This is a genomic window from Vibrio sp. 811 (assembly GCF_033339195.1).
On record NZ_JAWOUB010000004.1, the window covers coordinates 226,149 to 244,058 of the forward strand.

At 46.0% G+C, this 17,910-nt stretch carries 16 protein-coding genes; 11 read left to right on the top strand and 5 right to left on the bottom strand.

Annotation, left to right across the window (positions count from 1 at the left end; genetic code table 11):
- The first annotated feature begins 225 nt into the window (after positions 1-225).
- The 5 genes from leuA to R7Q46_RS09520 all read left to right on the top strand — a co-directional run bounded on the left by leuA (position 226) and on the right by R7Q46_RS09520 (position 6,274).
- Complete coding sequence (gene leuA, locus R7Q46_RS09500) at positions 226-1,773, top strand: 2-isopropylmalate synthase (RefSeq protein ID WP_005379685.1); 1,548 nt, start codon at positions 226-228, stop codon at positions 1,771-1,773.
- Between the two features lie 82 nt (positions 1,774-1,855).
- A complete protein-coding gene (gene leuB / locus R7Q46_RS09505) occupies positions 1,856-2,947 on the top strand; it encodes a 3-isopropylmalate dehydrogenase (protein WP_017820268.1) in 1,092 nt (363 codons plus the stop codon).
- Between the two features lie 194 nt (positions 2,948-3,141).
- Positions 3,142-4,542 carry a 3-isopropylmalate dehydratase large subunit gene (leuC, locus tag R7Q46_RS09510; protein ID WP_005379681.1) on the top strand — a complete coding sequence of 467 codons (1,401 nt, stop codon included), beginning with the start codon at positions 3,142-3,144 and terminating at the stop codon, positions 4,540-4,542.
- An 11-nt stretch (positions 4,543-4,553) separates the two neighbouring features.
- The gene (gene leuD / locus R7Q46_RS09515) at positions 4,554-5,156 is read left to right on the top strand and encodes a 3-isopropylmalate dehydratase small subunit (RefSeq protein WP_042522424.1); all 603 of its coding nucleotides are present in this window, start codon (positions 4,554-4,556) and stop codon (positions 5,154-5,156) included.
- 335 nt (positions 5,157-5,491) lie between these two features.
- Complete coding sequence (locus tag R7Q46_RS09520) at positions 5,492-6,274, top strand: DUF547 domain-containing protein (protein WP_170893667.1); 783 nt, start codon at positions 5,492-5,494, stop codon at positions 6,272-6,274.
- Positions 6,275-6,416: 142 nt separating this feature from the next.
- Here R7Q46_RS09520 and djlA read toward each other — a convergent pair whose 3' ends face one another.
- Positions 6,417-7,271, bottom strand: a complete 855-nt coding sequence (gene djlA, locus R7Q46_RS09525) for a co-chaperone DjlA (protein ID WP_005383076.1) — start codon at positions 7,269-7,271, stop codon at positions 6,417-6,419.
- Positions 7,272-7,537: 266 nt separating this feature from the next.
- On the opposite strand from djlA, the gene lptD reads away from it, so the two are divergent.
- The 6 genes from lptD (at position 7,538) to apaH (ending at position 14,298) form a co-directional block, all read left to right on the top strand.
- Positions 7,538-9,883: an LPS assembly protein LptD gene (gene lptD / locus R7Q46_RS09530; protein ID WP_033906028.1), complete on the top strand. Its 2,346-nt coding sequence runs from the start codon at positions 7,538-7,540 to the stop codon at positions 9,881-9,883.
- 59 nt (positions 9,884-9,942) lie between these two features.
- Positions 9,943-11,226: a peptidylprolyl isomerase SurA gene (surA, locus tag R7Q46_RS09535; protein ID WP_318077466.1), complete on the top strand. Its 1,284-nt coding sequence runs from the start codon at positions 9,943-9,945 to the stop codon at positions 11,224-11,226.
- A complete protein-coding gene (pdxA, locus tag R7Q46_RS09540) occupies positions 11,216-12,214 on the top strand; it encodes a 4-hydroxythreonine-4-phosphate dehydrogenase PdxA (RefSeq protein WP_053306854.1) in 999 nt (332 codons plus the stop codon). The genes surA and pdxA overlap by 11 nt, the downstream gene beginning before the upstream one ends.
- Entirely contained in the window at positions 12,211-13,020 is an 810-nt protein-coding gene (rsmA, locus tag R7Q46_RS09545) for a 16S rRNA (adenine(1518)-N(6)/adenine(1519)-N(6))-dimethyltransferase RsmA (protein WP_005379669.1), read from the top strand. The genes pdxA and rsmA overlap by 4 nt, the downstream gene beginning before the upstream one ends.
- A gap of 75 nt (positions 13,021-13,095) precedes the next feature.
- On the top strand, positions 13,096-13,476 hold the full coding sequence (apaG, locus tag R7Q46_RS09550) for a Co2+/Mg2+ efflux protein ApaG (RefSeq protein WP_005379668.1): 381 nt from the start codon (positions 13,096-13,098) through the stop codon (positions 13,474-13,476).
- Between the two features lie 15 nt (positions 13,477-13,491).
- Entirely contained in the window at positions 13,492-14,298 is an 807-nt protein-coding gene (apaH, locus tag R7Q46_RS09555; RefSeq protein ID WP_213871828.1) for a bis(5'-nucleosyl)-tetraphosphatase (symmetrical) ApaH, read from the top strand.
- Positions 14,299-14,567: 269 nt separating this feature from the next.
- Here apaH and folA read toward each other — a convergent pair whose 3' ends face one another.
- The 4 genes from folA to cgtA all read right to left on the bottom strand — a co-directional run bounded on the left by folA (position 14,568) and on the right by cgtA (position 17,702).
- Entirely contained in the window at positions 14,568-15,047 is a 480-nt protein-coding gene (gene folA, locus R7Q46_RS09560) for a type 3 dihydrofolate reductase (RefSeq protein WP_005379666.1), read from the bottom strand.
- A 9-nt stretch (positions 15,048-15,056) separates the two neighbouring features.
- Entirely contained in the window at positions 15,057-15,530 is a 474-nt protein-coding gene (locus R7Q46_RS09565) for a threonine/serine exporter family protein (protein WP_005379665.1), read from the bottom strand.
- Positions 15,530-16,330: a threonine/serine exporter family protein gene (locus R7Q46_RS09570; RefSeq protein WP_005379664.1), complete on the bottom strand. Its 801-nt coding sequence runs from the start codon at positions 16,328-16,330 to the stop codon at positions 15,530-15,532. The genes R7Q46_RS09565 and R7Q46_RS09570 overlap by 1 nt, the downstream gene beginning before the upstream one ends.
- Positions 16,331-16,526: 196 nt before the next feature.
- Entirely contained in the window at positions 16,527-17,702 is a 1,176-nt protein-coding gene (gene cgtA, locus R7Q46_RS09575; protein ID WP_005383091.1) for an Obg family GTPase CgtA, read from the bottom strand.
- Between the last annotated feature and the right edge of the window lie 208 nt (positions 17,703-17,910).

Consider the following 17,910-nt stretch of genomic DNA (forward strand, 5'->3'; position numbering starts at 1 on the left):
TTGTTAACTTAATTATGTGGAAAGCTTAACAACTATGTCAGCTCATTTTTCTATCCTGCTTAGCCTCCTCCTGATCGTGACCAGTTCGCGCGGGTAGGCTGTGGAAGAAAAATAACCACACCAATTTCTAAGAACCCGCATGAGAATGCGGGTTTTTTTATATCTAAATACTGGAAGTAAACGATTCACTTGCGCGAAAGTGCAGAAATCAGGAAGGAAGCAAACATGAACGATCAGGTCATTATATTCGACACCACATTGCGTGATGGCGAGCAAGCGTTGTCAGCAAGCTTGACGGTTAAAGAAAAACTGCAGATTGCCTATGCGCTGGAAAGACTCGGCGTTGATGTTATCGAAGCCGGCTTCCCAATCTCTTCACCAGGTGATTTCGAGTCTGTACAAACCATCGCAAAAAACATAAAAAACAGTCGAGTTTGTGCCCTTTCGCGTGCCGTTGCGAAAGACATTGATGCTGCCGCTGAAGCCTTAAAAGTGGCCGACCAATTCCGTATCCACACGTTTTTAGCCACTTCCACCATTCACGTAGAAGACAAACTACGCCGCAGCTACGACGATGTACTAGAAATGGCAGTCAACGCCGTTAAACATGCGCGTAACTACACTGATGATGTCGAGTTTTCTTGTGAAGATGCAGGTCGTACTCCTATAGACAACCTATGTCGCATGGTAGAAGCCGCCATCAATGCAGGTGCGAGTACAATCAACATTCCAGATACCGTTGGCTACACCGTACCAAGTGAGTTTGGTGGGATTATTGAAACCCTATTTAACCGCGTTCCGAACATTGATAAAGCGATCATCTCCGTTCACTGTCACGACGATTTGGGGATGTCAGTTGCCAACTCTATTGCCGCAGTTCAAGCTGGCGCACGTCAGATAGAAGGCACGATCAATGGCATTGGAGAGCGAGCGGGTAACTGTTCACTTGAAGAGATCGCAATGATCATCAAGACGCGTCAAGAGTTTTTGGGCGTTCACACTGGCATTAAGCATGATGAAATTCACCGCACCAGTAAGTTGGTTAGCCAGCTATGCAATATGCCTATTCAAAGCAACAAAGCAATTGTGGGTGCAAATGCGTTTAGCCACTCTTCAGGCATCCACCAAGATGGCATGTTGAAGAATAAGAATACCTACGAAATCATGACCCCTGAGTCTATTGGCCTAAAAAACCAAGCTCTGAACCTAACCAGCCGCAGCGGTCGCGCTGCCGTGAAGAGCCATATGGACACCATGGGTTACAACGAAGATGAGTACAACCTAGACGCGCTGTATGCGGATTTCTTGAAACTTGCTGACCGCAAAGGCCAAGTGTTCGATTACGACCTAGAAGCCCTAATGCACTTCTCGAACTTACGTGAAGAAGATGACTTCTACAAATTGAGCTACCTAAGCGTGCAGTCTGGCAGCGTAATGGCTACCACCAGCATCAAAATGCAATGCGGTGATGAAGAAATGTGTGAAGCAGCGGTCGGTAATGGCCCAGTTGATGCGCTATACCAATGTATCTACCGCGTGACAGGCTACGACATCGTTCTGGATAAATTCGACCTAACCGCGAAAGGTGAAGGTGAAGATGGTTTGGGTCAAGCAGACATCATTGCCAACTACAAAGGTCGCAAATACCACGGTACGGGCGTTTCTACCGATATCGTTGAGGCTTCCGGCCAAGCATTATTGCACGTTATTAACAGCATTCATCGTGCAGATAAAATCGAAGAAATGAAGCAGAAAAAGATTGCGACTGTGTAATAACAACCGGGCTACACGGCTCAGGAAAGAACACGCTCGTTGAAATAATTAAGCTCAAAATTAGAAAACTTAAAGGATTAACATGACAGACAAATCGTACAAAATTGCCGTCCTACCCGGTGACGGCATTGGCCCGGAAGTAATGGCGCAGGCACATAAAGTATTGGATGCAATCGAAAAGAAACATGGTATTGCGTTTGAGCGTGACGAGCATGATGTAGGTGGTATCGCGATCGACAATCACGGTTGCCCACTTCCAGAGAGCACAATAAAAGCATGTGAAGAGTCTGATGCAGTCCTATTCGGCTCGGTTGGCGGCCCTAAGTGGGAGCACTTACCACCAAACGACCAACCTGAACGCGGTGCCCTACTTCCACTACGCAAACACTTCCAACTGTTCTGTAACTTACGTCCAGCGCAAATTCACTCAGGTCTTGAAGCTTTCTCACCGCTACGTGCAGACATCTCGGGTCGCGGCTTTGACATCGTGGTAGTCCGTGAACTGACGGGTGGTATCTACTTCGGCCAACCGAAAGGTCGTGAAGGTGAAGGCGCAACAGAAAAAGCATTTGATACTGAGGTGTACCACCGCTTTGAGATCGAACGTATTGCAAAAATCGCTTTTGACTCTGCTCGTCTACGTCGCAAGAAAGTGTGCTCTATCGACAAAGCGAACGTTCTACAAAGCTCTATCTTATGGCGTGAAGTAGTCGAAGAAATCGCAAAAGACTACCCAGATGTCGAGTTGTCACACATGTACATTGATAACGCGACTATGCAGCTTATCAAAGACCCTGCTCAGTTCGACGTAATGCTGTGTTCAAACATCTTCGGCGACATCATTTCTGATGAATGTGCGATGATCACAGGCTCTATGGGTATGTTGCCATCAGCAAGTCTAAACGAAAGCAAATTCGGTCTGTACGAGCCAGCAGGTGGCAGTGCACCAGATATCGCAGGTAAGAACATCGCTAACCCTGTGGCACAAATCCTGTCTGCGGCACTGATGCTACGTTATAGCCTAGGTGAGGAAACGGCGGCACAAGACATCGAAACGGCAGTTTCAAAAGCGCTATCAGCGGGGGAACTAACGGGTGACCTTGCTGGTGACAACCCAGCACTTTCGACGTCTGAGATGGGCGATAAGATCGCTGAGTACGTCTTAAACTCTTAATACAAAACAGATTCATAATAAATACTAAATCCTCGGTCAACCAATGGCTTTCCTCTAAGTCATTGGTGCAATAGCAAGGCAGCAAGCCCATTTATATTAAGGCGTTTAGTTCGCTAAATAAGCTAAATAACTGGATAAACGGGTGTCGCTAACGCAGTTATTGCGGCAACGGCGATGAGGAAAGGAAGCAAACAATGGGCAAAACATTATACGAAAAAGTCTACGACGCACACGTTGCCGTCGCAGCAGAAGGGGAAAACCCAATCTTGTACATCGACCGTCACTTGGTACACGAAGTGACGTCTCCGCAAGCATTTGACGGCTTGCGTGAAAAAGGTCGTAAAGTGCGTCAGGTCAGCAAAACTTTTGCCACCATGGACCACAACGTTTCGACAACCACCAAAGACATCAACGCATCGGGTGAGATGGCTCGTATCCAGATGGAAACGCTATCGAAAAACTGTGAAGAGTTTGGCGTTACGCTTTACGACATCAACCATAAATACCAAGGTATTGTGCACGTTATGGGCCCAGAGCTTGGTATTACCCTACCGGGCATGACCATTGTTTGTGGTGACTCGCACACGGCTACACACGGTGCATTCGGCTCTCTCGCTTTTGGTATTGGTACATCAGAAGTTGAGCACGTATTAGCAACTCAAACGCTAAAACAAGCGCGCGCCAAAACGATGAAGATCGAAGTAAAAGGCAAAGTGGCTCCGGGTATCACGGCGAAAGATATCGTGCTAGCAATCATCGGTGAAACTACAGCAGCTGGCGGTACAGGCTACGTGGTTGAATTCTGTGGTGAAGCGATCACTGACCTTTCAATGGAAGGCCGCATGACCGTATGTAACATGGCGATAGAGCTAGGTGCGAAAGCCGGTTTGATTGCGCCAGATGAAACCACGTTCGAATACATCAAAGGCCGTAAATTCTCACCTCAAGGTGCCGACTTTGATGCAGCAGTAGAATACTGGAAGACATTAAAAACTGACGATGATGCTCAGTTTGATGCAGTCGTGACGCTAAACGCAGCAGACATTAAACCACAAGTCACTTGGGGTACTAACCCAGGCCAAGTGATCGCGGTAGATCAACCTATCCCAGCACCAGAAAGCTTTGCCGACCCAGTAGAAAAGGCATCGGCAGAAAAAGCATTGGCTTACATGGGCCTAGAGGCAGGCAAGTCATTGTCTGATTACAACGTCGATAAAGTCTTCGTTGGTTCTTGTACTAACTCACGTATCGAAGACATGCGCGCAGCCGCTGAAGTAGCGAAAGGTCGCAAAGTCGCGCCTCACGTTCAAGCGCTGATCGTTCCTGGCTCTGAGCAAGTAAAAGCGCAAGCAGAAGCGGAAGGCTTGGACGTTATCTTTAAAGAAGCGGGCTTTGAGTGGCGCCTACCAGGTTGCTCGATGTGTCTAGCAATGAACAATGACCGTTTGGGCCCACATGAACGTTGTGCGTCTACTTCAAACCGTAACTTTGAAGGCCGCCAAGGTCGTGATGGCCGTACCCACCTAGTGAGCCCTGCGATGGCAGCGGCAGCAGCAATTGCTGGTCACTTTGTAGATATTCGTGAACTAGACTAAGGAGCAAACCAATGTCAGGCTTTAAACAACACACAGGCTTAGTTGTTCCTCTAGATGCAGCGAACGTTGATACTGATGCCATCATTCCAAAGCAGTTCCTACAAAAGGTCTCCCGCCTAGGGTTTGGTAAGCACCTATTCCATGACTGGCGCTTCCTAGACGATGCTGGCGAACAGCCAAATCCAGAGTTCGTGATGAACGCACCTCGCTACCAAGGCGCGTCTATCTTGCTGGCTCGTGAAAACTTCGGCTGTGGCTCATCTCGTGAGCACGCACCGTGGGCACTAGCGGATTACGGCATCAAAGCGATGATCGCACCAAGCTTTGCCGATATTTTTTACGGCAACTCGATCAACAACCAAATGGTACCAGTTCGCTTGACTGAGCAAGAAGTGGATGAAATCTTCCATTTTGTTGAGGCGAATGAAGGCGCAGAAGTGGAAGTAGACCTAGAAGCGAATGTGGTTCGCGCCAACGGCAAAGAGTACAGCTTTGAAATCGATTCGTTCCGTCGTCATTGCTTGCTAAACGGTTTGGACAACATTGGTCTAACCCTTCAGCACGAAGATAAGATTGCCGAGTACGAAGCGAATATTCCAAGCTTCTTGCGTTAAGACGCGTTAGTAAATACACAAATCAAGGGCTGGCAATTGTCGGCCCTTTTAATGTTTTGGGTAACTGTTCTCATATCGCTTTGCTTACAGAATACCGAACGCCTCTGTTGAAATTCGTCATCCTGAACAGCGACGAAGGAGTGTAATTCAGGATCTACTGCCAGAGCGCACTGTGCAGATTCATACTGTCTTTACTCAAGAGTTTGTGGGTATTAGATTCCTGATATCGCTTATGCTCCTCAGAATGACGGCGAATAAAGACCACTGATTACTGAAAGAAAACAAGCACTAAACTGGTCTACACTATCAACAATATCTCATTCAAAGGTATCTCTATGAAGCGTCTGTTATTGCTGTTGTGTGCTCTGGTTTCTTTCTCGACATTTTCCGCTCCAAAATCCGACTTATGGCCATATTGGAAACAATCGAATCAAGCCAACCAAACCCAAATTTCTCATCAAGAATGGCAACAACTACTCGATACTTATTTAGTTGAACAAGGCGAGAATACCTTGTTTCGTTACAGCCAAGTCTCCTCTGTCGATAAAACCAAGCTGAAACAATACATCCAGCGTTTGGCAAAACTAGACCCTCTACAATACAGCCAAGCAGAGCAATATGCCTATTGGGTAAACCTTTACAACGCCATCACGGTAGATCTTATTTTGGATAACTATCCAGTCGAATCAATCACCAAGCTAGGTGGTTTATTTAGCTTTGGTCCTTGGGGAGACGATGTGGTCGTGGTCAACGGGAAGGATCTAACTTTAAACGATATTGAACATCGAATTTTGCGTCCAATTTGGAATGACCCAAGAACGCATTACGCCGTAAATTGTGCAAGTTTGGGATGCCCTAACCTACAAGCTCAAGCATTCACTGCTGACAACACGCAAGCTCTACTGGATAGTGCCGCCAAAACATTTATCAACAGCAGCAAAGGCGTATCTATCCAAGGTAACACGGCACAGCTGTCTTCTATTTATGATTGGTTTGCAACGGACTTTGGTGGAGAAAAACAAATCTTCAAACACATCGCAAAGTACGCACCGCAATACAAAAACTTCTCTGGCAAAGTGAAATACGAATACGATTGGGACTTGAATCAAGCCAACTAAACTGGGGGGATGTGAGGTCAATTAGCATTAGGGACATAATAGGCCAAAAGCTAAAGACACCGGCAACTCAAAGACTAAGACATGAAAAAAAGGGCACTGAGTGCCCTTTTTTTCATCCAAATGTTTGATAGAAAACGTCCGACTACTTAAAGCCTTTAACCTTCTTAATAAGATCGTAAGCGTTTTGAATCTCTTGAGATTTCTCTTTCGCGACGTTCATCATCTCTGGTGGTAAACCTTTAGCCATCAATTTGTCCGGGTGATGCTCGTTCATCAATTTACGATAAGCACGCTTGACGGTTTTACTGTCGGCATCTGAAGACACATCCAGAATTTTGTACGCGTCAGCCAGTTGATCTGCTTGTGAAGCTTGTTGCCAGCTACCACCAGAAGATTGGCCTTGATGCTGACCATGAAAGCCGCCCTGGCTTTGGAAACGAAATGCGGCTTCTTGCATTTGCAAACGACGCTCTAATTGCTCAGAAGAGAAACCCAAACCACGTGCAATTTTGTGTAGTACATTTCGTTCACTCGGGTGGATTGAGCCATCTGCAAAGGCCGCCGAGATTTGCAGCTCTAAGAAAAATTGCAACAAGTCAAAGCGACCAGCTGTCGAAATTTTCACACGAACAAGAACATCTTCTAACGGAAAGTCGCTGTCTTTACCTTCACGAAACGCGTCTTGCGCTGCGCGACGCTGTTCGCCATGCAAATTCATGCGGTCCATCATGGCAGAAGCCAGTTGGATTTCCTCTTTGGTGACTTGGCCTTTCGCTTTTGCCACATGTCCCATTACCGCAAACGCCGCTTTAAAAAACTCTTCCTGGCGTTGAGCTTGACTTGGCCCTTTTCCAAAGCCGCCAGTAGAGAACCCGGCTTGACTCAAGCGACGTGCTTTATCGAATTGATGGCCAATAAATAAGCCAAAGAGTAAACCTAGCGGCCCGCCAAGTAACAAGCCAAAAAAGGCACCCAGAATTTTGCCAAAAATATGCATTATGTGTTCTCTATCAATGAATTTTTATCGACGACGGCGGTCTTATAGTGCCGGATGCAACGATTTCCTTTATGATAATGGAATTAGTTTTATTTCGGCTAGGCCATTTCGCCTGCTTATCTTTGCAGCTATTTTGTCGTCATTATGCCACAGTGAATCAATACGCTGGGATAAATGCGACTATAGTTGATTCATTTGGCTATTACGCTAGGGTACAACAAGCCCTATAGCCATCGAGTAGTAGTGACACAGGAAAGTTCAATTCAATGCAACATTTCTCCCGCACATTTTTAGCGGCCTCTATCAGCACCGCCTTGTTTGTACCCACCACTCAAGCTGAAGCGAATATCCATGATAGTGTGCAGGAAATGCCCGCCACAGATCAATGTTTGGTCGATACAAGTGGCGAGGAGGACGCTCTTAATACCCCAGTAGTGGTAGAAGCTGACACCCTGCAAGCCATCAATGGTGACAAAGCTCAGTACTCAGGTAATGTACAAGTCACCCAAGGCCAGAAGAAAATTACCGCAGATAGCGTAACGCTGCACCAACAAGACAACGTCGTGGTTGCCGAAGGCAACGTGACTTTCAATGACGGCCAAGTCAAAGCTCGATCTGATCGTGTTACTAACGACATTAATCAAGATACGTTTTCACTTGAGAACACTGATTATCAGTTCCTTTGCCAACAAGGTCGAGGCACTGCAGCCTATATCGCTCGCACAGGTCAGTCGGTTTATGAACTCGAAGACGGCTCTATCACATCGTGCCCTCAAGGCGATAATTCATGGCGATTGGTTGCGTCAGGCATCGATGTTGACCAAGATGAAGAGACAGCGACGCTGCACCACCCTCGATTTGAAGTGTTAGATGTGCCTGTTTTCTATGTGCCGTATCTAACCATGCCAATTGGAGATACGCGTAAAACGGGTTTCCTCTTCCCTTCTTTATCGTATGGTTCTAGTGATGGTATGGAAGTCGAGGTGCCATTCTATTGGAACATCGCGCCTCAATATGACATGACACTCACCACGCTCTATATGCAGCAACGTGGTACAAAACTCGATACTGATTTCCGCTACCTAACAGATGGTTGGGGAAATGGGGAAATCAAAGGCGAATACCTCAATAGTGATCGCAAATATCAGGACGAGTCTCGTTGGGGCTACCAAGTTAAACACGACGGTATCATCAATAAACAGTGGATAGTCAAAGTCGATTACTCAAAAGTGAGTGATATTGATTACTTCCTCGATCTCGACTCCAACATTGGTAACCGTGAAGATGGTCAACTGGTTCAAGAAGGACAAGTACAATATCGTTCTGACTTCTGGGATGCCTCGTTAACCGTTCGTGACTTCCAAATCTTATTGAAAGAAGAGAACCGCCCTTATCGCCTGCTTCCTCAGTTAGACTTGAACTACTACACGCCGTTGTGGGGAGATTACCTTAACTTTGACGTGAAGAGCCAAGTCAGCCGCTTCGATACGAGCGATGCTGCGCGACCAAATGCGACCCGTGTTCACATTGAACCAGGGCTTACATTACCGCTCTCAAACTCATGGGCAACGTGGACAACAGAAGCGCGCGTGCTCTCTACGTATTACTCTCAAGACTTAACGGGTTTGACAGATGTAAACTTGCAAAACCAGTTGGATGATGAAGTTTCTCGTGTTATTCCTGAGTTCCGTACGCATGCGCAACTTTACTTAGAACGAGATACAAGCTGGATCAAGGGCTACACCCAAACACTGGAGCCTCAGCTGCAGTACTTGTACGTACCTGAAGAAGATCAAACCAACATCTACAATTACGATACCACCTTGCTACAAACCGACTACTACGGGCTATTCCGCAGTCGTAAGTACAGTGGCATTGATAAAATCGCCTCGGCGAACCAGTTAAGCTACGGTGCGAGTACTCGCTTCTTTGATGATGACTATAAAGAGCGTCTTAACGTTTCATTTGGTCAGATTTACTACTTCGATAAAAAGACCAAACTGAGCAACAGCCCAAATCTTCCGGATGAGACCACCAACTATTCATCATGGGCGATTGAAGCCGATTTCAACTACAACGATTACTTGTTCTATCACGGTGGAATTCAATACGATATCGATTTGAGCTCCATGCAGTTGGCGAACAGTACCTTAGAGTACCAATTTAACGGTGGCTTTATTCAGGGTAACTATCGTTACGTCACGCGTGAATACATCGAAGATACGATCATTCTCGAAAACCTAGACACAATTACTCGTAAAGGCATTTCACAAGCAGGTATTGTAGCGGCCTACGAGTTCAACCCGAACTGGTCTGCAAGTGGTCAATACTACTACGACCTCAATGAAAATGCGGACCTAGAATGGCTAGCGAGCCTGCGTTACCAGTCTGACTGTTGGTACATTGGTGTGACTTACGCCAACCAATTGCTTGGTTGGAAAAACCAAACTATCGGCAGCACTGGGGCATCACCTGAATACGAAAATAACTTTAGCGTTAACTTCGGTATTCAAGGCTTTGCGACCAATCAGCGTGAAGACACTGCAGTCAAAGAACTGGATGGTTCTGACAACGCGATTAAGTACGGCCGCCCATTCTATCTGAACAATTAATCAAAATAGGCGTCTTAAATGAATAAGACGCCTATTCAAAAATACTGACGGAATTTTAAATGAAAATTTGGAAATCAATCTTATTCACGACCCTACTCTCTTGCGGAGCGGTTGCAGCACCAGTAGAGATCGATAAGGTTGCGGTCATCGTGAACGACGGTGTAGTTCTACAAAGCGACATCGAAACAGCGATGAAAACGCTGCAAGCCAACGCACGTCAAAGTGGAAAGAGCTTACCTTCTACCAGCGTGTTAAAAGAACAAGTCGTTGAAAAACTTATCATTGATACGTTGCAAGGCCAAGAAGCAGACCGTATTGGTGTGCGTATTGACGACAACCGTTTAAACCAAGCGATTGCAGAGATCGCACGTAATAATGAGCAAACAGTAGAACAACTCGCCGCTTCTGTAGAAAGTGAAGGTTTAAGTTACCCAGAATTCCGCGAACGAATTCGTAAGGAAATCGCCGCATCAGAAGCCCGCAATGCACTGGTTCGTCGCCGTATTAATATCCTTCCAGCAGAGGTAGATAGCCTTGCTGAGCAACTATCACAAGAAACCAATGCGACTGTTCAATACAAAATTGGACACATTCAACTGCGCTTCTCTGACGATAAAGAAAAATCTGCTGTAGAAGCAGAAGCTAAAGCGCTCGCGAAAAAGCTAAACGAAGGTGCAGATTTTACGGAGATGGCCTACACCTACTCTAAAGGTCCTAAAGCTTTACAAGGTGGTGATTGGGGCTGGATGCGTAAAGAAGAGATGCCAACCATCTTTGCTGATCAGATCAAGATGCAAAACAAAGGCAGCATTATTGGTCCATTCCGTAGTGGCGTTGGTTTCCACATCCTAAAAATAGAGGATGTAAAAGGCCTAGAAACGGTTGCGGTAACGGAAGTAAATGCGCGTCATATTTTGATTAAACCAACCGTGATTCTGAGCGACGAAGGGGCGAAGAAGCAACTGAATGAATTTGTACGCCGCATCAAAGCCGGTGAAGCAACGTTCGCTCAATTGGCAACACAATACAGTCAAGATCCTGGCTCGGCAGCACAAGACGGTGAACTAGGTTATCAAACGCCAGATCTTTACGTGCCAGAATTCAAGCACCAAGTAGAAACTCTGCCAGTTGGCTCAATCAGCGAACCGTTCAAAACCGTTCACGGCTGGCATATCGTTGAAGTGTTGGATCGTCGCCAAGTTGACCGTACTGACTCAGCGATGAAGAACAAAGCTTACCGTATTCTATTTAACCGTAAATTTAATGAAGAAGCGGGCGCATGGATGCAAGAGCTACGCGCAAGTGCGTTTGTTGAAATCGTGGATGACAACAATGACAACTAATACAATTCGTAGAATTGTCGTAACCGCAGGGGAACCTGCGGGTATCGGCCCAGACTTAGTGCTTGCCCTATCGAAAGAAGATTGGGCGCACCAAATTGTCGTCTGTGCCGATAAGAATATGCTGACGGAGCGAGCCAAGCAGCTTGGCATCGAAGTCCAACTGTCTGATTACAATCCAGAAGAAACACCTAAAGCACAAAAATCGGGCACGCTTATCGTTGACCATATCCAAATATCGGAACCTGCGGTCGCAGGCGAGCTCAATGAAGCGAATGGCCACTATGTATTAAAAACGCTAGAAAGAGCGGCTTTAGGCTGTATGAATGATGAATTTGATGCTATTGTCACCGGCCCTGTTCATAAGGGGGTGATTAATCGCGCAGGTGTTGCATTCAGTGGTCATACTGAATTTTTCGCCGAGAAGTCACAAACGCCGCTAGTCGTAATGATGCTAGCAACGGAAGGACTACGCGTGGCTCTGGTTACAACACATATTCCTTTAGCTTATGTGTCCAAAGCAGTCACCGAAGAGCGATTAGAAAAAATCATCGATATTCTTCATAAAGACCTTGTAGAAAAGTTTGCTATCGCACAACCAAACATCTACGTTTGCGGGCTTAACCCTCATGCTGGCGAAGATGGCTGCTTAGGTCGTGAAGAGATCGAAACCATCACTCCGACACTGGAAAAAATTCGACAAGAAAAAGGTATCAACCTGATCGGCCCTCTGCCGGCTGATACCATTTTCAATGAAAAATATTTAAATGATGCTGATGCTGTTTTAGGCATGTACCATGATCAAGTGTTGCCAGTATTAAAATACAAAGGCTTTGGTCGTTCAGTAAACATTACTCTTGGTCTACCTTTTATTAGAACATCGGTGGACCACGGTACTGCATTAGATCTGGCAGGGACAGGTCAAGCGGATACAGGGAGTTTCCGAACAGCGCTCACGCATGCGATAGATTTGGTAGAGAAGAAACAATGAGAAATGATGTCCATTTAGGACACAAAGCGCGTAAACGTTTTGGTCAAAACTTCCTGAACGATCCATACATTATTGATGGAATCGTATCAGCGATTAACCCAAAACCAGGTCAAAACCTGGTTGAAATCGGTCCTGGTCTTGGTGCAATCACTGAGCCAGTAGGTCGTGAAGTAGATAAGTTCACAGTTATCGAATTAGACCGCGATCTGGCGGAACGCCTACGTACTCACCCTGAACTGGCAGATAAGTTGACCATCCATGAGGGTGACGCTATGCGTTTTGACTTCACTCAACTAGTGAAGCCAAACAACAAGCTGCGCATTTTTGGTAACTTGCCATACAACATCTCTACACCATTGATGTTCCACCTTTTTGAGTTCCATAAAGACATTCAAGACATGCACTTTATGCTGCAAAAAGAAGTGGTAAACCGCTTAGCCGCCGGCCCTGGCAGCAAAGCTTACGGCCGTTTAACGGTAATGGCTCAGTACTACTGTAAAGTGGTACCAGTACTGGAAGTACCGCCAACGGCATTCGTTCCACCACCGAAAGTGGATTCTGCCGTTGTTCGTTTAGTGCCTTACGAAGAGCTGCCATGCCCGGCGAAAGATCTGCGTTTGCTCGATCGCGTTTGTCGTGAAGGCTTTAACCAACGTCGTAAAACCGTTCGTAACTGCTACAAATCGTTGTTAAGCACAGAAGTACTAGAAGAGCTAGGTGTTAATCCAAGCATGCGTCCAGAGAACCTGACGCTAGAACAATTCGTCGCAATGGCGAACTGGCTTGCGGATAACCCGCAGCACTAAGAACTCAAACAATGAGCCAAACCCTTGTAGGTTTGGCTTATTATTATTGGGATATTACGTTTCTGAGGAGTGCACATGGACGTCATTCAACCTTGCATCAAAATTCAAGTTCACACCAAATACATCGAAGAACAGTCCAACCCAGAGCTACAACGCTACGTTTTCGCTTATATCATCACCATCAAAAACCTTAGCCAACAAACCGTACAGTTAGTGAGCCGCCGCTGGCTAATCACAGACTCGAATGGCAAGCAAATGACGGTTGAAGGTGACGGAGTGGTAGGCCAGCAGCCCTTTATTCCAAGCAATGATGAATACACGTACAGTAGCGGAACCGCGTTAGAAACCCCTGTCGGCGTTATGCAAGGACACTACAAAATGCTGGATGAGAAAGGGCAAGAGTTCATCACCGAAATTGAACCATTTCGCTTGGCTGTTCCAAATGTTTTAAATTAGTAAATTGGAGATTCAGTGGCTACCTATATTGTTGGTGACATCCAAGGCTGTTTTGATGAATTGCAGCGACTACTAGAAAAAGTATCTTTCTCTGCGAAAAAAGACCAACTTTGGCTTGCTGGTGATTTGGTCGCCAGAGGGCCTAAATCACTAGAAACGTTACGCTTTGTGAAGTCACTTGGCGCAAGCGCAATCGTGGTGCTTGGTAATCACGACCTCCATCTTCTCGCTGTGGCTCACGGGATAAAAAAGGTCAAAGACAAAGATAAAACCGCACCTATTTTCACGGCCCCCGACAAAGAGGGATTACTGACATGGCTAGCTCAGCAACCTCTATTGGCCGAGCATGACGAGTTCGTGATGTGTCACGCTGGCATATCACCGCAGTGGAATCTAAAAACAGCGAGAAAGTGTGCCCGTGAAGTTGAGCGCATCATCCAAAGTGAAGAGCTGCCTTGGCTATTAAAAAACATGTACAGCAATCAACCGGATTCCTGGGATGACTCTCTACAGGGTTTGGACCGATACCGCTATATTATCAATGCTTTTACGCGGATGCGCTTTTGTTTCCCTGATGGTCGTTTGGATATGGATTGTAAATTGCCACCGCAACAAGTTTCCGGTAACGAACTTATTCCATGGTTTGAGGTGCCTAAACGTATCCACTTAAACAAAGCGGTGCTCTTTGGGCACTGGGCTGCACTGCAAGGTTATATGAACAACGAAGTCATCGGGCTAGATACTGGCTGTGTTTGGGGCGGAAGCCTAACCATGATCCGTTGGGAAGATAAGAAAATTTTTACTCAGGATGCGTTAAGTTAAACACTGAATAACAGTCGATAATCCATAGTAGGAGGAATACCTGTCACTTAACACCTCCTGTAGGGTCATTCCAACGAGCCTTAACGAGACTAGAAATCTAATATCCTCGCGCTGCGAATAGATAGAAATACCTTTGACAACAAAGTACTCGTATAGAGGCTCCTGAATCTCGCTCTTTCGTCGCTTTTCAGGATGACGGTAGGTTGGGATGGCCGCTCGCTGTTATACGAACGGCATTACCGTATTAACTACGCGGTGTTAATCTCGAATTACTTTTCTAACACAGTAAAGCGCATGTTGTAGGCGTTCTTCTCATCGGCTTGATACATTTCTGAGTAAGTTTCCTTAAACTCGTCTCCCCAATCTGGGAACTGAGTATCACCATCAATGGCCGCTTCAATGTGTGTTACATACAGTTTATTGGCCATAGGCAGACAAGTGGTGTAAATCGCACCACCACCAATGATCATCACTTCTTCCACATCACCTGCGACTTCCAGAGCCTGCTCAATCGATGTTACGGTAGTGACGCCTTCGATCTTTAGTGTCTCATCACGGCTAATAACAATATTCAAGCGACCTGGTAAAGGGCGACCAATAGACTCATAGGTTTTGCGTCCCATCACAACCGGTTTTCCCATGGTACAACGCTTAAACCAAGCGAAATCGGCGGGAAGATGCCAAGGCATTTGATTGTCTTTGCCAATGATGCGATTGTCGGCCATCGCGGCAATCATACTAATGATCATGTTAGGTCCTTATACAATTGGTCTGCGGCGATAGAATAACAGCCCTGGAACCGCAAGACCAACAGCTAAACCTGCAATAATAAACATGGCCTTAAGAAAGTTTTCCATACAGGTTGCGACAAGCTCGGGTGAGTAGCCAACATGATTGATTTCTACCATAGCGATCATTGCTTTGTACGCAAACACACCCGGCACCATCGGGATCAAAGCAGCCACAGTAAACACTTTTGGATGCGCGAGAAAACGGTGAGACCAGTACACACCAATCATCCCAACTAACGTCGCAGCAAAAAAGGTTGCCCACTCAATAGGAATGCCAAACTGCATCATCAAGTAGCGGCTACCATGACCAATCGCGCCACCAACAGCGCAATACACTAAAGCTCTTTGTGGTACGTTAAAAACCAATGCAAATCCTACAGCGGGAATCGCCGCAAAAAACATGTCATTCAAAAGGCCAAACATCAAATCAAATAAACTCATTAGATAGCCCACCCCCAAATTCCAGTTACACTCATCGCAGCAACGATCCCCAAACATGTCGCCAACGTTAGTAAACTAGCCATCACAAATCGAGCAATCCCCATATTAATGTGGCCTTTCAACATATCTGCGACAGAGTTAATGAGTGGGAAACCAGGTACAAGCATTAATACTGACGATGCCATTGCTACGGTAGGTAGATTACCGATTTGGTAAATTTCCGCCTGTGCTGAAATTAAGGTGGTCACAAAAGCGGTCGCAGCAAAGTTCAATAGAGGGTTGAAATGACGATGACCAATTTCTTGGCGAACGATCATGCCACCAGCTGAAGCTAAAAAGGTCATAATGAATACTCCCCAATCACCACCAGCTAGATGACTGAATGCCGCACAAGACAAGCCAATCATAAACACCACCAACCAGCGGTTATAACGCTCTGGACTGATAGCGTTCAGCTTTTTCTGCGCCATGGTTGAATCGAGCAAACCACGTTCCATCATGATACAGATTCGTTGAATTTGCGTAATAACGCGCATATTGATGCCACGATCAGCGCAGCTTCGGGTGGTGGTGATGCAATGCCCATCCATTACCGTCGTCACAACCAATGCATTAGCTGATAGTGCTACCGCAACTTCATTCACCCCACAAGCAAGGCCAATACGACGCATAATATCGCTCACAAGAGTACTTTCAGCACCATGAGCAAGTAGCATTTGTCCGGCTTGGGCGACAAGACGAGAAATCGATCGTTGAGTAGATACCGCCAACTCTCTAGGCGGTATGGTTTCTAGAGTCATAAATAAGTCTAATTCCTTTTAGGGTGTTACTCATTCATACGCGCGAGGGCCAAACTAACCCTCAAAAAAACACGACGTATCAGTTATTGTGCCGTAAATCACATCACCTAAATATGATTTAGATACAAAAAAAGCCGCAATAAATAATTGCGGCTTAATGAATTATAGGCAAACAGGCATTGTTTGACCGTTCTGATTAGTCACGAACGTAGACAACGTGACCGTCATCTTCTTCATCGTCCCAGTCATCCCAATCGTCGTCGTCATCTTCAGTGATAACGTCTTTACCCGCCATAGCATCTTTATGGTAATCATCCCACATGAAGTTAACTTTATCTTCTTCAGCCACTTCTTCCTCTTCGCGAGGTAGGTTATCCATAAAGTCAGCCAGTTTGTAACAAAGCTCTTTAGTACCGTTACGATTGATCGCCGAGATCTTAAAGTACTCGTCTTCCCAACCTAGTGCGTCTAAGATTTCTTGGATCTTCTCATTCGCTTCTTCTTCAGGCATTAGATCAACTTTGTTGAACACTAACCAGCGCGGCTTACTTGCCAGTTTTTCGCTGTATTGTTCTAGTTCATCAATGATCGTCAATGCATTTTGCACCGGATCGGACTGATCAATTGGCATAATATCGATCATGTGCAGCAACACTCGACAACGCTCTAAGTGCTTCAAGAATCGAATACCAAGGCCAGCGCCATCTGCTGCACCCTCGATCAAACCAGGGATGTCTGCAACAACAAAACTTTTCTCTGGTACGACACTTACGACACCCAAGCTTGGGATCAAAGTCGTGAATGGGTAATCAGCGACTTTCGGTTTTGCTGCTGATACTGCGCGGATAAAGGTTGATTTACCAGCATTAGGTAGACCAAGCATACCCACATCAGCAAGAAGCAATAGCTCAAGGCGAATTTCGCGTACTTCACCCTTTGTACCCAATGTTCTCTGACGAGGCGCGCGGTTTACTGAAGATTTGAAACGCGTGTTACCTAGACCGTGCCAACCGCCTTTTGCGATCATCACTTTCTTACCGTGTTCAGCAACTTCCGCCACGATTTCATTTGTGTGGATATCCACAGCGCGCGTACCCACAGGTACACGAAGAACAATGTCTTTACCACGCTTACCTGTACAGTTACCACCGCGACCGTTTTCACCACGCTCAGCTTCGTAGAAGCGCTGGAAACGGTAATCAATCAGGGTATTTAGGTTTTCATCAGCTTGGATATAAACATCACCACCGTCACCGCCATCACCGCCATCAGGGCCACCTTTAGTGATGAATTTTTCACGCCAGAAACTGACAACGCCACTACCGCCATCACCAGCCTGAACTTTTACTACCGCTTCATCTACGAACTTCATCTTTTACTCCGACTACTTCGTGCGTGGATTAAATCTTACTATGTCATCCGACAATTTTAGCAGATGACAGATCTAAGCTCCCAGATTCAAATCGCTTAGGATCTTAGCGAGAAACTTCGATATGTCGACTGCCACAAATAAAAAACCCCGCCGATTCGGCAGGGCTTTTGAATTCAGCTTAAAGCTATTAAGTAATTTGGTTAAAAAC

Bases quoted from the DNA above. Each gene is read 5' to 3' on its own strand.
- djlA (WP_005383076.1), bottom strand. From the start codon at position 7,271: ATGCATATTTTTGGCAAAATTCTGGGTGCCTTTTTTGGCTTGTTACTT.
- R7Q46_RS09520 (WP_170893667.1), top strand. From the start codon at position 5,492: ATGAAGCGTCTGTTATTGCTGTTGTGTGCTCTGGTTTCTTTCTCGACA.
- pdxA (WP_053306854.1), top strand. From the start codon at position 11,216: ATGACAACTAATACAATTCGTAGAATTGTCGTAACCGCAGGGGAACCT.
- surA (WP_318077466.1), top strand. From the start codon at position 9,943: ATGAAAATTTGGAAATCAATCTTATTCACGACCCTACTCTCTTGCGGA.
- R7Q46_RS09565 (WP_005379665.1), bottom strand. From the start codon at position 15,530: ATGAGTTTATTTGATTTGATGTTTGGCCTTTTGAATGACATGTTTTTT.
- leuB (WP_017820268.1), top strand. From the start codon at position 1,856: ATGACAGACAAATCGTACAAAATTGCCGTCCTACCCGGTGACGGCATT.
- leuC (WP_005379681.1), top strand. From the start codon at position 3,142: ATGGGCAAAACATTATACGAAAAAGTCTACGACGCACACGTTGCCGTC.
- leuD (WP_042522424.1), top strand. From the start codon at position 4,554: ATGTCAGGCTTTAAACAACACACAGGCTTAGTTGTTCCTCTAGATGCA.
- folA (WP_005379666.1), bottom strand. From the start codon at position 15,047: ATGATCATTAGTATGATTGCCGCGATGGCCGACAATCGCATCATTGGC.
- rsmA (WP_005379669.1), top strand. From the start codon at position 12,211: ATGAGAAATGATGTCCATTTAGGACACAAAGCGCGTAAACGTTTTGGT.
- R7Q46_RS09570 (WP_005379664.1), bottom strand. From the start codon at position 16,330: ATGACTCTAGAAACCATACCGCCTAGAGAGTTGGCGGTATCTACTCAA.
- leuA (WP_005379685.1), top strand. From the start codon at position 226: ATGAACGATCAGGTCATTATATTCGACACCACATTGCGTGATGGCGAG.
- lptD (WP_033906028.1), top strand. From the start codon at position 7,538: ATGCAACATTTCTCCCGCACATTTTTAGCGGCCTCTATCAGCACCGCC.
- apaG (WP_005379668.1), top strand. From the start codon at position 13,096: ATGGACGTCATTCAACCTTGCATCAAAATTCAAGTTCACACCAAATAC.
- cgtA (WP_005383091.1), bottom strand. From the start codon at position 17,702: ATGAAGTTCGTAGATGAAGCGGTAGTAAAAGTTCAGGCTGGTGATGGC.